This window comes from Mycobacterium sp., from assembly GCF_044342925.1.
Taxonomy (GTDB): Bacteria; Actinomycetota; Actinomycetes; order Mycobacteriales; family Mycobacteriaceae; genus Mycobacterium.
Map to the genome: position 1 here is coordinate 1 of NZ_JBIIOV010000016.1, position 13,650 is coordinate 13,650.

Annotated in this window: 12 protein-coding genes; 9 read left to right on the forward strand and 3 right to left on the reverse strand. The window is 70.7% G+C overall.

Going from position 1 to position 13,650, the window contains the following annotated elements:
• A partial coding sequence (locus ADBZ6I_RS03285) for a YqgE/AlgH family protein (protein WP_526380828.1) occupies positions 1-257 on the reverse strand: 257 nt, incomplete at its 3' end.
• A 69-nt stretch (positions 258-326) separates the two neighbouring features.
• On the opposite strand from ADBZ6I_RS03285, the gene ADBZ6I_RS03290 reads away from it, so the two are divergent.
• Together ADBZ6I_RS03290 and ADBZ6I_RS03295 are read left to right on the forward strand one after the other, a co-directional pair.
• Positions 327-1,607 (forward strand): MFS transporter, encoded by a 1,281-nt coding sequence (locus tag ADBZ6I_RS03290; protein ID WP_526380830.1) that lies wholly within the window; start codon positions 327-329, stop codon positions 1,605-1,607.
• An 11-nt stretch (positions 1,608-1,618) separates the two neighbouring features.
• On the forward strand, positions 1,619-2,392 hold the full coding sequence (locus ADBZ6I_RS03295) for a TIGR03084 family metal-binding protein (protein WP_526380832.1): 774 nt from the start codon (positions 1,619-1,621) through the stop codon (positions 2,390-2,392).
• Between the two features lie 118 nt (positions 2,393-2,510).
• On the opposite strand, the gene ADBZ6I_RS03300 is transcribed toward ADBZ6I_RS03295, so the two are convergent.
• Positions 2,511-2,957, reverse strand: coding sequence for a pullulanase (locus ADBZ6I_RS03300; protein WP_526380834.1), 447 nt, complete (start codon positions 2,955-2,957; stop codon positions 2,511-2,513).
• Between the two features lie 40 nt (positions 2,958-2,997).
• Complete coding sequence (locus ADBZ6I_RS03305) at positions 2,998-4,491, reverse strand: CCA tRNA nucleotidyltransferase (RefSeq protein WP_526380836.1); 1,494 nt, start codon at positions 4,489-4,491, stop codon at positions 2,998-3,000.
• Positions 4,492-4,582: 91 nt separating this feature from the next.
• Between ADBZ6I_RS03305 and ADBZ6I_RS03310 the strand changes: the two genes are divergently transcribed.
• From ADBZ6I_RS03310 to trxA, 7 genes are all read left to right on the forward strand, one after another.
• Complete coding sequence (locus tag ADBZ6I_RS03310; RefSeq protein WP_526380838.1) at positions 4,583-5,446, forward strand: NUDIX hydrolase; 864 nt, start codon at positions 4,583-4,585, stop codon at positions 5,444-5,446.
• Positions 5,443-7,746, forward strand: a complete 2,304-nt coding sequence (locus ADBZ6I_RS03315; protein WP_526380840.1) for a DUF6049 family protein — start codon at positions 5,443-5,445, stop codon at positions 7,744-7,746. Before ADBZ6I_RS03310 ends, ADBZ6I_RS03315 begins: the two co-directional genes overlap by 4 nt.
• The gene (gene murJ / locus ADBZ6I_RS03320; RefSeq protein ID WP_526380842.1) at positions 7,743-11,270 is read left to right on the forward strand and encodes a murein biosynthesis integral membrane protein MurJ; all 3,528 of its coding nucleotides are present in this window, start codon (positions 7,743-7,745) and stop codon (positions 11,268-11,270) included. The genes ADBZ6I_RS03315 and murJ overlap by 4 nt, the downstream gene beginning before the upstream one ends.
• 56 nt (positions 11,271-11,326) lie before the next feature.
• A complete protein-coding gene (sigM, locus tag ADBZ6I_RS03325) occupies positions 11,327-11,899 on the forward strand; it encodes an RNA polymerase sigma factor SigM (RefSeq protein ID WP_526380844.1) in 573 nt (190 codons plus the stop codon).
• A 31-nt stretch (positions 11,900-11,930) separates the two neighbouring features.
• A complete protein-coding gene (locus tag ADBZ6I_RS03330; protein ID WP_526380846.1) occupies positions 11,931-12,173 on the forward strand; it encodes a hypothetical protein in 243 nt (80 codons plus the stop codon).
• Positions 12,174-12,269: 96 nt separating this feature from the next.
• Positions 12,270-13,274 (forward strand): thioredoxin-disulfide reductase, encoded by a 1,005-nt coding sequence (trxB, locus tag ADBZ6I_RS03335; protein ID WP_526380848.1) that lies wholly within the window; start codon positions 12,270-12,272, stop codon positions 13,272-13,274.
• Positions 13,271-13,591 carry a thioredoxin gene (gene trxA / locus ADBZ6I_RS03340; RefSeq protein WP_526380850.1) on the forward strand — a complete coding sequence of 107 codons (321 nt, stop codon included), beginning with the start codon at positions 13,271-13,273 and terminating at the stop codon, positions 13,589-13,591. The genes trxB and trxA overlap by 4 nt, the downstream gene beginning before the upstream one ends.
• Positions 13,592-13,650: the final 59 nt, after the last annotated feature.

Genomic DNA, 13,650 nt, shown 5'->3' on the forward strand with positions numbered 1-13,650 from the left:
ACCGGGCCGCCGATGAACATCGTCTTGGGTTTGGCCACCAGGTCCGACCACTGCGGCAGCACGTTGTGGACGGCCATCTCGCTGGGCCGGTTGAGGACCACGCCGAGGGTTCCGCCGTCGTTGTGCTCCACGACGTAGATGACGCTGCGCCGGAACGTCGGTTCCATCAGGTCGATATTCGCCAGCAGCAACGTTCCGGCTCGCACCCGCTGAGCGGCAGGCGCGATGAAGTCCTCCGGGTCTTCGTGCTGCGCCACCTCACCATCATGGCACGGTTGACCGCCTCGAACAGCGGGGTGCCGGACTGATGTTTGTACTGTGAATCAGTGGTGGACTACCGCCCTTCGGGCTCGCTGTGGCGTTCGGTGCGCAGCCTGCCCGACTTCCGGCGGTTGCTGGAGTTGCGGGTGGCCAGCCAATTCGGTGACGGTCTGTTCCAGGCGGGTCTGGCCGGCGGGCTGCTGTTCAATCCGGAACGTGCCGCCGAGCCATGGGCGATGGCGGGGGCGTTCGCGGTGCTGTTCCTGCCCTACTCGCTGCTCGGTCCGTTCGCCGGGGCCCTGCTGGACCGCTGGGATCGCCGCGTCGTGCTCATCGCAGCGAACGCCGCGCGGGTGCTGGCGGTCCTCGGGGTGGCGGCCCTGCTCGCGGTCGGCGCACGCGACCTGTTCGTGCTCTGCGGTGCATTGGTGGTCAACGGGTTCAGCCGGTTCGTCACCTCCGGCATGTCCGCGGCACTGCCCGACGTGGTGCCCCGCAAGCAGGTCGTGACGATGAACTCGGTGGCCACCGCGACCGGGGCCACGGCGACCTTCCTGGGCGCCAACTTCATGCTGGTTCCGCGCTGGCTCTTCGGCGACGGCGACAGCGCCGCCGCGACGGTCATCGTCTTGGTCGCCCTCCCGGTGGCGGTGGCGTTGGTGCTGTCGCTGCGGTTCCGTCCGCGCGTGCTTGGACCCGACAACACCGCCGTGCACGGATCGCCGTTCTACGCGGTGGCCACCGGCTGGGTGTACGGAATCCGGGCGGCGGGCGCGCGGCCCTCGGTGGTCGCGACGCTGGCCGGTCTGAGCGCGCACCGAATGGTGATCGGCATCAACACCCTGCTGGTGCTGGTGATCGTCCGGCACAGCGGCGCTGAGGGCGTCGCCGGGCTCGGTGCGGTGGTGGTGGTCGTCGCCGCCGCCGGCATCGGCTCATTCCTATCCACCCTGCTGACTCCGACGTCCGTGCGACGCTGGGGCCGCTACGCCACCGCCAACACTGCGCTGCTGTTCGCCGCGGTGGTCCAACTCGCCGCCGCGACGCTGGATCTGCGAGTGATGGTGGCGTGCAGCTTCCTGCTCGGGCTGGCCGGCCAGGCCGTCAAGCTGTGCGCGGACAGCGCCATGCAGATCGACGTCGACGACGCGTCGCGCGGCCACGTGTTCGCCGTGCAGGACGCGGTGTTCTGGTTGTCGTTCATCATCGCGGTGACGGCGAGCGCTGCGGTGATACCGGCCGACGGGCACTCGGTGGGACTGGTGTTGGCGGGGTCCGGCGTCTACCTGGTGGGCCTGACAGTGCACGCCAGGATCGGCCGCCGCGCGAACTTGGCCGCGAACTAGGCTTGAGCGCCATGACTGTTGTCGACGCGATCGTCGATGATCTGCACACCGAGAGCGAGACGCTGGACGCCCTGGTGGACCGGCTGCCGGCCGAGCAGTGGGCGACGCCGACGCCCGCGCCCGGTTGGACCATCGCCCACCAGATCGGCCACCTGCTGTGGACCGACCGGGTGGCGCTGCTGTCGATCACCGACGAGGCCGCGTTCACCGCGCTGGTCGACTCCGCTCAGGACGTCATCGACACCTTCGTCGACGACGCGGCTGCCGAGACCGCCGCCCTGCCGCCGGCGGAACTTCTGGCGCAGTGGCGGAGCACCCGGCAGGCCTTGCACGCAGCGCTGCGCACGGTGCCCGAGGGCCGCAAGCTGTTGTGGTTCGGGCCGCCGATGAGCGCCCCGTCGATGGCCACCGCCCGTCTGATGGAGACCTGGGCGCACGGGCTGGATGTGGCCGACGCTCTGGGTGTTGCGGTGGCGCCGACGGACCGATTGACGTCGATCGCCCACCTCGGGGTGCGCACCCGCGACTTCGCGTTCATGGTGCATGGGCTGACCCCTCCGGCTGAGCCGTTCCGGGTGGAGCTCACCGCTCCCGACGGTGGCCTGTGGGTGTGGGGTCCGGACGACGCCGCCCAGCGGGTGCGGGGCTCGGCGCTGGACTTCTGCTGCCTGGTGACCCAGCGCCGACCGCGGGCCGAGCTGGACGTGGTGGCTGACGGGCCGGATGCCGAGCGGTGGCTGAGCATCGCGCAAGCTTTCGCGGGGCCGCCCGGCGCGGGGCGCTGAGCGCGCAGGGCGCTGCCGCGCCACATGGCCCGAGCGCAGGGCGCTGAGCGTCATCGGCGCTGCGCCCAGAGCGTGATTTCGCCCGACGAATCGCGATCTGTACGCAGGCTGGATGCACTCAGGGCGGGCCGGCCGCGTCGGCCAAGCCGTCCGCGTTGGAGTCCTGCAACCGCACATCCCAACGCCCGTCGCCGTCGGTGTCGACGTAGCCGGTGTCACCGGAGATGGCGCGGTCGGCCAGGCCGTCGCGATTCACGTCGAGGAGTTGTTCGGGCGACCCGTCACCGTCCACATCACCGGGCCCGGTGCGCTCGGTACCGTCCAGGCTCAACCAGCGCAGCGGATGCTGCGCACCGCCGACCGCCCAGGTGCCGGAACCGTCGTCGGTGTAGCGCGCCTCAGGTGCGCCGTCGTCGTCGAGATCCAGGGCGGCGTAGTCGGCCAGGCCGTCTCCGTCGTCGTCGGTCATCAGGTCGTCGAAGAATCCGTCGCCGTCCAAGTCGAGTTCGGCCGGCCCGGACCAGATTGACGCCGACCCGTTGCCGGCGTCCAGGCAGTAATCCATGCCTATTCGACGCCGGCGGTGCCCTTCCGGTTCCACGGTGTCAGGACGTGTCGCGTGCGCTCCACCAAGCCAGCAGTTCGGCCGTCGCCTCCTCCGGCGACATCGGCCCGCGATCCAGCCTCAGCTCCTTGAGGTAGTTCCACGCCTGCCCCACCCGCGGGCCCGCCGGGATGCCGAGGATCTGCATGATCGCGTTGCCGTCGAGGTCGGGCCGCACCCGGGCCAGATCCTCCTTGGCCGACAGTTCGGCGATCCGCTCCTCGAGGCTGTCGTAGTTGGCCTGCAGGCGTGCCGCGCGCCGTTTGTTGCGGGTGGTGCAGTCCGCGCGCACCAGCTTGTGCAGCTGTGGCAGCAGCGGCCCGGCGTCGGTGACGTAGCGGCGCACCGCCGAGTCGGTCCACCGGCCAGTTCCATCTTGGTGCGCGTAGCCGTGGAACCGCAAGTGCAGGTACACCAACTGGGACACGTCGTCGACCATCTGCTTGGAGTACTTCAGCGCCCGCATCCGCTTGCGCACCATCTTGGCGCCGACGACCTCATGGTGATGAAAGCTCACCCCGCCGTCGGACTCATGGCGGCGGGTGGCCGGCTTTCCGATGTCGTGCAGCAGCGCCGCCCAGCGCAGCACCAGATCCTTCTGGCCGGACTTTTCCCCCGAGTCGCTTCGCTCCTGCCCGCCGGAGCCTTCCAGTTCAATCGCCTGCCGCAGCACGGTCAGCGAATGCTGGTAGACGTCCTTGTGCTGGTGATGCTCATCGATGGCCATCCGCATGCCGCCGATCTCGGGCAGCACCACGTCGCCGAGGCCGGTCTGCACCATCAGATCGATGCCGGCCACCGGGTCGGCACCCAGCAGCATCTTGTCCAGTTCGACGGCCACCCGCTCGACGGTGATCCGGGCCAGCTGCGGCGCCATCGCGACGATGGCCTCGCGGACCCGGTCGGCGACGGTGAATTGCAGCTGGGAGACGAACCGGGCGGCGCGCAGCATCCGCAGCGGATCGTCGCCGAAGGAGATCTCAGGGGCGGCGGGGGTATCAAGCCGCCGCTGCCGCACCGCGGTCAGACCACCCAGCGGGTCGAGGAACTCCCCGGGCCCGTCGGCGGTGATCCGCACCGCCATCGCGTTGGCGGTGAAGTCGCGGCGCACCAGGTCGTCCTCGAGCCGGTCGCCGTAGCGGACCTGCGGGTTACGCGAGACCTGGTCGTAGCTGTCGGCGCGGAAGGTGGTGATTTCCAACCGCATTCCGGCTTTGCCGACACCCACTGTGCCGAAGTCGATGCCGGTGTCCCACAGCGCGTCGGCCCACGGGCGCATCAACGCCTGGACGACGTCCGGCCGGGCATCGGTGGTGAAGTCGAGGTCGGTGGTCAGCCGGCCGAGCACCGCGTCGCGAACGCTGCCGCCGACAAGGTAGAGCTGATGACCGGCGGCGGTGAACCGTGCGCCGATCTCCCGCAACACCGGAGCCTGCCGGTTCAGCTCGACGGCCGCGCGGATTCGAAGTTCGTCCTCCGACATGGCTTCAGGCACGTCCGGTGAGCCTAGTGCGTCCCCGACGGCCGTCGGAGACCGGCGAGTGGCGGGCACCGCACGGGGTTGCGCGCCAGCTACCATCACTGAGGTGTCCGAGGGCGAGGAGGCCAAACCACGACGGCGTCGGCGTCGCCGTCGTGGTCGCCGGTCAGCCGGCCCCCCTCCGCAGGTAGAGCAGCGGGCAGCGGGCGGTGAGTCCGCCGCCCCCGCCGCCGATGCCAAACCCGATCCCAGGCCGGATGCCAAGCCCGACCTCAAGCCCGACCTCAAGGCCGACCTCAAGCCCGACCTCAAGGCAGATGCCGGACCTGACGCACGGCCCGCCGCGGCCAACCGTCCCCGCTCCCAACAACGCTCCAACCCCCGGCTGCGGACGGTGCACGAAACCTCGGCGGGCGGCCTGGTGATCGACGACATCGAACGGCCCCGCGAGGAGCAGATGGCCGCGCTGATCGGTCGCCTCGACCGGCGCGGCCGGATGCTGTGGTCGCTGCCCAAGGGGCACATCGAGCAGGGCGAGACCGCCGAGCAGACCGCTATCCGTGAGGTCGCCGAGGAGACCGGTATCCACGGACATGTGCTGGCGGCGCTGGGCAGCATCGACTACTGGTTCGTCACCGACGGACGCCGGGTGCACAAGACCGTCCACCACTACCTGCTTCGGTTCTCCGGTGGCGAACTGTGCGACGAGGACGTCGAGGTCACCGAAGTCGCCTGGGTGCCGGTCGCCGAACTGCCCGACCGGCTGGCCTACGCCGACGAGCGCCGACTGGCCAAGGTCGCCCACGAGCTCATCGAACGGTTGCAGACCGACGGCCCCTCCGCCCTGCCGCCGCTGCCCCGCTCAGTGCCCCGGCGCCACCCGCAGACCCACTCCCATACCCGCAACCGCCCGTCGCGCGACGAGGCGTCCGGTGAACACCGGGCGAACGGCTGCGGTCCGGGCGCGTGAGCGCGGCCCCGCGCCTACCCGGGATTGTCGCGCTGCTCGGGTTGCTCGCCGCTCTGCTGGGCGTGGCGCCCGTCGTCTCCGCCGAACCGAGCGGCTATCTGACCGTCCGGCTCGACAGCGTCAGCCCGGACATCGTGACCGCCTCCAGCGAACCGACCGTGACGGTCACCGCGACGGTCACCAACGTCGGCGACCGTCCCGTCCGCGACGTGATGGCGCGGCTGGAACACAGCTCCGCGGTAACGACCTCGGCCGGTCTGCGGACCACCCTGGACGCCGGCGGCCAGTTCGCGCCGATCGGCAACTTCACCCCCGTCTCCGATGAGCTCCTCCGCGGCCAAGCCGGGTCGGTCAGCTTCTCGGTCCCGGTCCGCTCGGCCCTGGGCATCGACACCCCCGGCGTGTATCCGCTGGCGATCACCGTGGACGGCGTGCCGGAGGACTCGGTGGCCTCACGTCTCGACGGAGCCCGCTTCCTCCTCCCGGTCACCGGTGTGCCCCGCGGTTCGTCGTCGGACGGCAACACGGACGGCGGCAACACGGACGGCGGCGAATCGGATGACGCCGTGCCGCCCGACACCACCAAACCCGTCGGGGTCACCATGCTGTGGCCGCTGGCGGACAAGCCGCGACTGGCGCCCGGCGTACCCGGCGGCACCAATCCGGTCCGGCTGATGAACGACGACCTCGCCGTCTCGCTGTCGGCCGGCGGACGGTTGGAAACCCTGCTGGGTGCGGCCGAGTTCGCCACCAGCCCCGGCGCGATCGACCCGGCCACCGGCCTGGACCGCGCGCTGTGTCTGGCGATCGACCCCGACCTGCTGGTGACCGTCAACGCCATGACGGCCGGTTACGTCGTCGCCGACGCACCCAACGGGCTGGGCACCGCCGCCCACCCCGGGACCGGGCAGGCCGCCGCCGCGGCGTGGCTGGACCGGTTACGGGGCCTGGCGCGCCGGATGTGCGTGACCGCGACGCCCTACGCCCAGGCCGATCTCGGGGCGCTGTACCGCATCGGCGACCCCGGCCTCAACGCCGCCGCCACCGCCACCGCAGCCGACATCGTCGACCGCATCCTCGGTATCACCTCGCTGCGCGGCGCCACCGTCCTCGGCGACGGGCCGCTTACCGCCGCGGCCGCCGCGCTGCTGGACACCCAGAGCCGGACCGTGGTGATCGCCGCCGCCGACCTCGCCGAGGGCACCACCGCCGAGCTCGAGACCCGCCGGCTGTCGACCCAGGTGGTGCTGGCGCCGTTCGACCCGGCCCTGGGCGCGGCACTGGCCGGCGTCGGCACCGACCCCGGCATCCCGGCTTACCTCGACGACGCGCTGTCGGTCCCGCTGGACCACGACTCCCCGGCCGCCCGCCGCCAGGCCGCCGTCGCGGCCATGTTGTGGCGCCCGCTGCAGACCACCACCGAACCGCGTACCCAGATCCTGCTGCCGCCGTTGAAGTGGAGCCCCCAGGCCGACGACGCACGGGTGATGCTCACGGCCCTGGCCAACACCATCCGCGCGGGTCTGGCCACCCCCCGGCCGCTGGGTGCGGTGATCGCCGAGGCGGCGGCCACCCCGGCGCCGCAGGAGCCCGGTGAGGACCTGCCCACCGACTTCCCCGGCCGGTTCGACGACGACGTGATCGACACGATCCGGGCCGCCGCCGGACGGCAGTGGGGACTCACCGCGGCACTGACGACCGACGGTCGCACCGGCCTGACCGGACTGCAGTACACCGCGCCGCTGCGCGAGGACATGCTGCGGGCGCTGAGCCAGATCGAACCGACCGCCACCCGCAACGACATTGCCCGCCAGCGTCTCTCGGTCGCGGCCGCCACCATCGAAGACCTCTTCCGGGCGGTGCGGATCGTCAACCCGGGCGACTCCTACACGCTGGCCACCGAACGCAGCGCGCTGCCGCTGGCGGTGCGCAACGATCTGGCGGTACCGATCCGGGTGCGGCTGCACGCCGACGTACCGCCCGGGATGACCGTCACCGACATCGGCGAACAGGAAGTGCCGCCGGGATACCTGCCGCTGCGGGTGCCGGTCGAACTGCACGTCACCCAGCGCGTCGCGGTGGACGTCACCCTGCGCACCCCCGACGGTCTGCAACTCGGTGAGCCGGTGCGCTTGTCGGTGCACTCCAATGCCTACGGCAAACTGTTGTTCACGATCACGATGGTCGGCGGTGCCGTGCTGGCGCTGCTGGTCGGGCGCCGCCTCTACCACCGACTGCGCGGGCAACCCGACCGCGCCGACCTCGACCCGCCCCGCCGACCTCCCGGGAAGGACCGATGACGGTGTCTTCCGGGCAGTCTTCGTCTTCCGGGCAGTCTTCGTCTTCCGGGCAGTCTTCGTCTTCCGGGCAGTCGGCCGCCGACACCGGGGCCCGCCGCGAGGAACTCACCGACGCCGCGGTGGTCTCCCGGTCGTGGGGCATGGCGCTCGCCACCCTGATCAGCCGGATCACCGGCTTCATCCGGATCGTGCTGCTGGCCGCCCTACTGGGCGCCGCATTGTCCAGCGCCTTCTCGGTGGCCAACCAGCTGCCGAACCTGATCGCCGCACTTGTGCTGGAAGCCACCTTCACGGCGATCTTCGTTCCGGTGCTGGCCCGGGCCGAACGCGACGACCCCGACGGCGGCGAGGCCTTCGTCCGCCGGTTGGTGACGCTGGCCACCACGTTGCTGCTGGTCGCCACGGTGCTCTCGGTCGCCGCCGCTCCCCTGCTGGTCCGGCTCATGCTCGGCGCGGATCCCAAAGTCAACGAACCGCTCACGACAGCGTTCGCCTATCTGCTTTTGCCCCAGGTCATTTTCTATGGGCTGACGTCGGTGTTCATGGCGATTCTCAACAACCGCAACGTGTTCGCGCCGACCGCATGGGCACCGGTGGTCAACAACGTGGTCGCTATCGCGACGCTGGGCCTCTATGTGATCGTGCCGGGACAGCTTTCGCTGGACCCGGTCAGCATGGGCAACGCCAAGCTGCTCGTGCTGGGCATCGGCACCACCCTGGGCGTGGTCGCCCAGGCCGCCGTGCTGTTGATCGCCATCCGCCGTGAGCGGGTCAACCTGCGCCCGTTGTGGGGCATCGACGAACGGCTCAAACGCTTCGGGACGATGGCCGCAGCGATGGTGCTCTACGTGTTGATCAGTCAGATCGGTCTGGTGGTCGGCACTCAGATCGCCAGTACCGCGGCGGCATCCGGCCCGGCGATCTACAACTACACCTGGATGGTGCTGCAGCTGCCGTTCGGCATCATCGGCGTCACCATCCTGACCGTGGTGATGCCGCGGCTCAGCAGAAACGCCGCCGCCAACGACACCCCGGCCGTCCTCGCCGACCTCTCACTGGCCACCCGGCTGACGATGGTCACGCTGATTCCGGTGGTGGCGTTCATGACTGTCGCCGGCCCCGCCATCGGCAGCGCGCTGTTCGCCTATGGGAAGTTCGGCGAGGTCGACGCCAACTACCTCGGCATGGCCATCGCACTGTCCTCGTTCACCTTGATCCCCTACGCCCTGGTTCTGTTGCAGCTGCGGGTGTTCTACGCCAGCGACGACCCGTGGACGCCGATCCTGGTGATCGTCGCGATCACCGCGGTCAAGATCCTGTTCTCGCTGCTGGCCCCGCACCTGACCAACGACCCTGAGCTGGTCGCCGGCTACCTCGGCGCGGCCAACGGCATGGGTTTCGTGGCCGGGGCGGTGCTGGGCCATCTGTTGCTGCGCCGGGCGCTGCGGCCCCCGGGCGGTCGGCTGCTGGCCCCGGAGGTCCGCCGGACGATCCTGGCGACCGTCGCGGCGGCGATGCTCGCGACCGGGGTGGCCGCCGCAGCGGACCGGCTGCTGGGCCTGCGGACACTGACCGAGCAGCACGCCGGGGCGGGGTCGATGCTCCGGTTGGCGATCCTGGCCGCGGTGATGCTGCCGATCCTGACCGCGGTGATGCTGGTGGCCCGGATTCCGGATGCCCTGGCGGCGGCGGGAGCCGTCCGCCGACGGCTGGGCCGGAGCGGCGCCGCAGACGCCACGTCGCCCCCCGACTCACACCTGCCCCACAAGCAACCGGGTGTCACGTACCCTGAACTCGAAAAAGCTAAGTACGTCGCCGTGCCGACCGGGAAAGGACCGGAGCTGAGCGAACAACCCCCGGAGACCCCGCCTGCGGGTCCGCCCGACGACGGGACGACGAAGATTCCCCGTCAACTTGCCGATGATTTCCAGCCTGACGTTCCCGCGCAGTCCGCGGCGGAGAGCACGGTGTGGGCGGGCGGCCCGTCCGGGCCGCGACCGCTGCCACTGGGTCCCGGCGCCACCGTCGCCAACGGCCGTTACCGGCTGCTGGTGTTCCACGGCGGACCGGTCGGACTGCAGTTCTGGCAGGCGCTGGACACCTCGCTGGACCGGCAGGTCGCGCTGACCTTCATCGACCCCGACCGCACCATGCCGGCGGATCAGGTCGAAGAAATCCTCACCCGCACACAGCAACTCAGCCGCATCCAGCGTCCCGGCCTGGCCCGGGTCCTCGACGTCACACCGATCGAGAGCGGTGGCGGCCTGGTCGTGTCGGAGTGGATTCGCGGCGGGTCGCTGCGGGAGGTGGCGGGCACTTCCCCGTCAGCCCTGGGCGGGGCCCGCGCCATCCAGTCGCTGGCGGCCGCGGCCGACGAAGCGCACCGGGCCGGCGTCGCGCTGTCGGTCGATCACCCGGCGCGGATCCGGGTCAGCATCGACGGCGACGTCGCACTGGCTTTCCCGGCGACGCTGCCCGACGCGACCCCGGCGCACGACGTACGCGGGATCGGCGCGGCGCTCTACGCCCTGCTGGTGGACCGGTGGCCGCTGCCGGAGAGCGGCACGCCCAGCGGCATGCTGGCGGCCGAGAGCGAACCGAACGGCCAGCCCGTCGAACCGCGGGCGATCAACGGCGCGATCCCGTTCCAGATCAGTGCGGCCGCGGTGCGCGCCGTCGAACCCGGCGGCGGCATCAGCAGCGCGCCCACCCTGCTGCACCTGCTTCAACAGGCGACATCGTCGGCCGAACGCACCGGGGACCGCACCCAGCGCGCCGAGGCTGTCGTTGCGCCCGCATCGGCCGTTGGCCCCCCGAACCAGGCCGCACCACCCCGGCCAGCCCGCGGGGCGGCACCGGGACCGCCACCGCGCGAGGACGACCCCGCCGCACACGCCCAGCGCAAGCGCAATCTGCTGATCGGCGCCGGGGTGGCCACCGCCATCCTGGCCGTCGCCCTGTTGATGCTCGGTTCGTTCCTGAGCAATATTTTCGGCGACTCCGACAGCGCCCTCAAAGGTGACCGGCTGGGGCTGAACACCAGCACCACCGCGGCCAAAGAGAGCACCGGGGCGATGGTGAAACCCACCGCTGCCACGGTCTTCTCGCCGGCGGGCGGCCCCGACGCACCCAACCTCGCCGGGCTGGCCATCGACGGTGACCCGAACACCGTCTGGCCGACGGACACCTACACCGACATGGTTCCCTTCCCCGGGTTCAAGAACGGGGTGGGGCTCATGCTGCAGCTGCCCGAACCCACGGTGGTCGGCAGCGTGACGATCGGGGTGTCCAGCACCGGCACCCAGGTGCAGATCCGCTCGTCCTCCTCGCCCACGCCGGGCACCCTGGAGGACACCACCCTGCTGACCGGGCCGACCCTGCTCAAACCCGGCACCAACACCGTCTCGGTGCCGAGTGCGGCGCCGACGTCCAACGTGCTGGTGTGGATCTCCACCCTCGGTCAAGTCGGCGGCAAGAGTCGCACCGACATCTCCGAGATCACCGTCCGCGCCGCAGGTTCCTAACCGCCCGATCGCCGGGTGAAGTGCCCTCGCTCCGCGGGGTGATTAATGTCCGCGCGGTGTCCAGCTCCATCGACCGTGCCGGCCGCGCCGGCCTCAGCGCCCGCAGCGACGGCGATCTGCTCTGCGCCCACATCGCCGGCGATCGCTATGCCTTCGAGGAACTGTTCCGCCGCCACCGCGGCCGGCTGTACCGGCTGGCCCGGCGGAGCAGTGCCACCGCCGAGGACGCGCACGACGCGGTTCAGGACGCGATGCTCTCGGCGCACCGCCACGCCGGCTCGTTCCGGCACGACGCGCCAGTGAGCAGCTGGCTGACCCGGATCGTTCTGAACGAATGCCGGGATCGATTGCGGTACAGGGCTCTTCGGCCGACCGTCGGCCTGATCGTCGATATTCCGATACCCGACCGGACCGCTCAGCTGGAGACGGCGCTGGTGGTTCGGCAGGCGCTGTCCCGGCTGCCGGCCGGCCAGCGCGCCGCTGTGCTCGCCGTGGACATGCACGGCTACTCCGTCGCCGACGCCGCGGCCCTGCTCGACGTCGCCGAGGGCACCGTGAAGAGTCGGTGCGCCCGGGCGCGGACCCGGCTCGCGGTACTGCTCAACGGCTATGCCGACCGGGCCGCATGACCGGGCCGCGTGAACGAGGCACACTGGTCAGGTGAATCCGAACGGGCACACCGTCACCGGCTGGCCGCCGGCCCGTCGGCCGGTCCACGCAGATCGTCCTCTGCCGCCGCCGCAACGCATGGCGGCGGTCGCCATCGGGGTGCTCGCCGTGATCGGTGCCGTGCTGGCCGGCGCGAGCTGGCTGGCCTCGGGTAGTTCGTCGCGGAGCACCCCCACCAGCGCCAGCCTGATCACCGTGACACCGGCCGTCGACACGACGGTTAGCACCCGTTGACGCCCACCAGGGAACAGCCGCGCATAACCTGGTGTTGACCGTATGACGCCGACGGCAGTATTTCCCGCGTCCTCGATCAGTTCAGAAAGGGCCGGTATGACCGACCAGACCGTGCATGACGTCATCGTGATCGGATCCGGGCCGGCGGGCTACACCGCGGCCATCTACGCCGCGCGCGCCGAACTCAAACCGCTGGTGTTCGAAGGAACCTCCTTCGGCGGGGCACTGATGACGACGACCGAGGTGGAGAACTTCCCCGGCTTCCGCTCCGGAATCATGGGCCCGGAGCTGATGGACGAGATGCGCGAGCAGGCGCTGCGTTTCGGCGCCGACCTTCAGATGGAGGATGTCGAGTCGGTGTCGCTGGACGGCCCGGTCAAGCACGTGGTGACCGCCGGTGGCGAGACCCACCTGGCCCGTGCGGTGATCCTCGCGATGGGTGCCGCACCCCGCTACCTCGGCATCCCCGGTGAGCAGGAACTGCTCGGCCGCGGGGTGAGCTCCTGCGCCACCTGCGACGGCTTCTTCTTCAAGGACCAGGACATCGCCGTAGTCGGTGGCGGCGACTCGGCGATGGAGGAGGCGACCTTCCTCACCAAGTTCGCCCGCAGTGTCACCCTGGTGCACCGGCGCGAGGAGTTCCGCGCGTCCAAGATCATGCTGGAACGCGCCCGCGCGAACGAGAAGATCACCTTCTTGACCAACACCGCACCGGTGGCGGTGGAGGGCGACACCACCGTGACGGGGCTGCGGGTGCGCAACACCATCACCGGCGAGGAGTCCACCTTGGCGGTGACGGGCGTCTTCATCGCGATCGGGCACGACCCGCGCTCGGAGCTGATCCGCGGCGCGATCGACCTCGACGCCGAGGGCTACGTGCAGGTGCAGGGCCGCAGCACGGCGACGAACCTGCCCGGCGTTTTCGCCGCCGGTGACCTGGTGGACCACACCTACCGGCAGGCCATCACCGCGGCGGGAAGCGGCTGCGCCGCCGCGATCGACGCCGAGCGGTGGCTGGCCCATTCCCGTGACGCCGCTCAGGACACTGCGTCCGACACGAGCCAGTCCGACAGCAGCCAGATGATTGGAGCGCAACCGTGAGCACCGTGACCGTTTCCGACGCCAGCTTCGCCGACGACGTACTGGCCAGCCCCACCCCGGTCCTGGTCGACTTCTGGGCCGCATGGTGCGGGCCGTGCCGCATGGTGGCGCCGGTCCTGGAGGAGATCGCCACCGAGAAGGCCGGCAGCCTGACGGTGGCCAAGGTGGACGTGGATGCCAACCCGTCGACCGCCCGCGACTTCCAGGTGGTCTCGATTCCCACGTTGATCCTGTTCAAAGGCGGCAAGCCGGTGAAGCGGATTGTCGGAGCCAAGGGTAAAGCCGCGCTGTTGCGGGAACTCGACGGCGAGCTGTAGCCACCGGCCGGCCGGGCCGGCGCAGAGACCGATTCGTTACGCCTGGAGCCGCCCGGCGG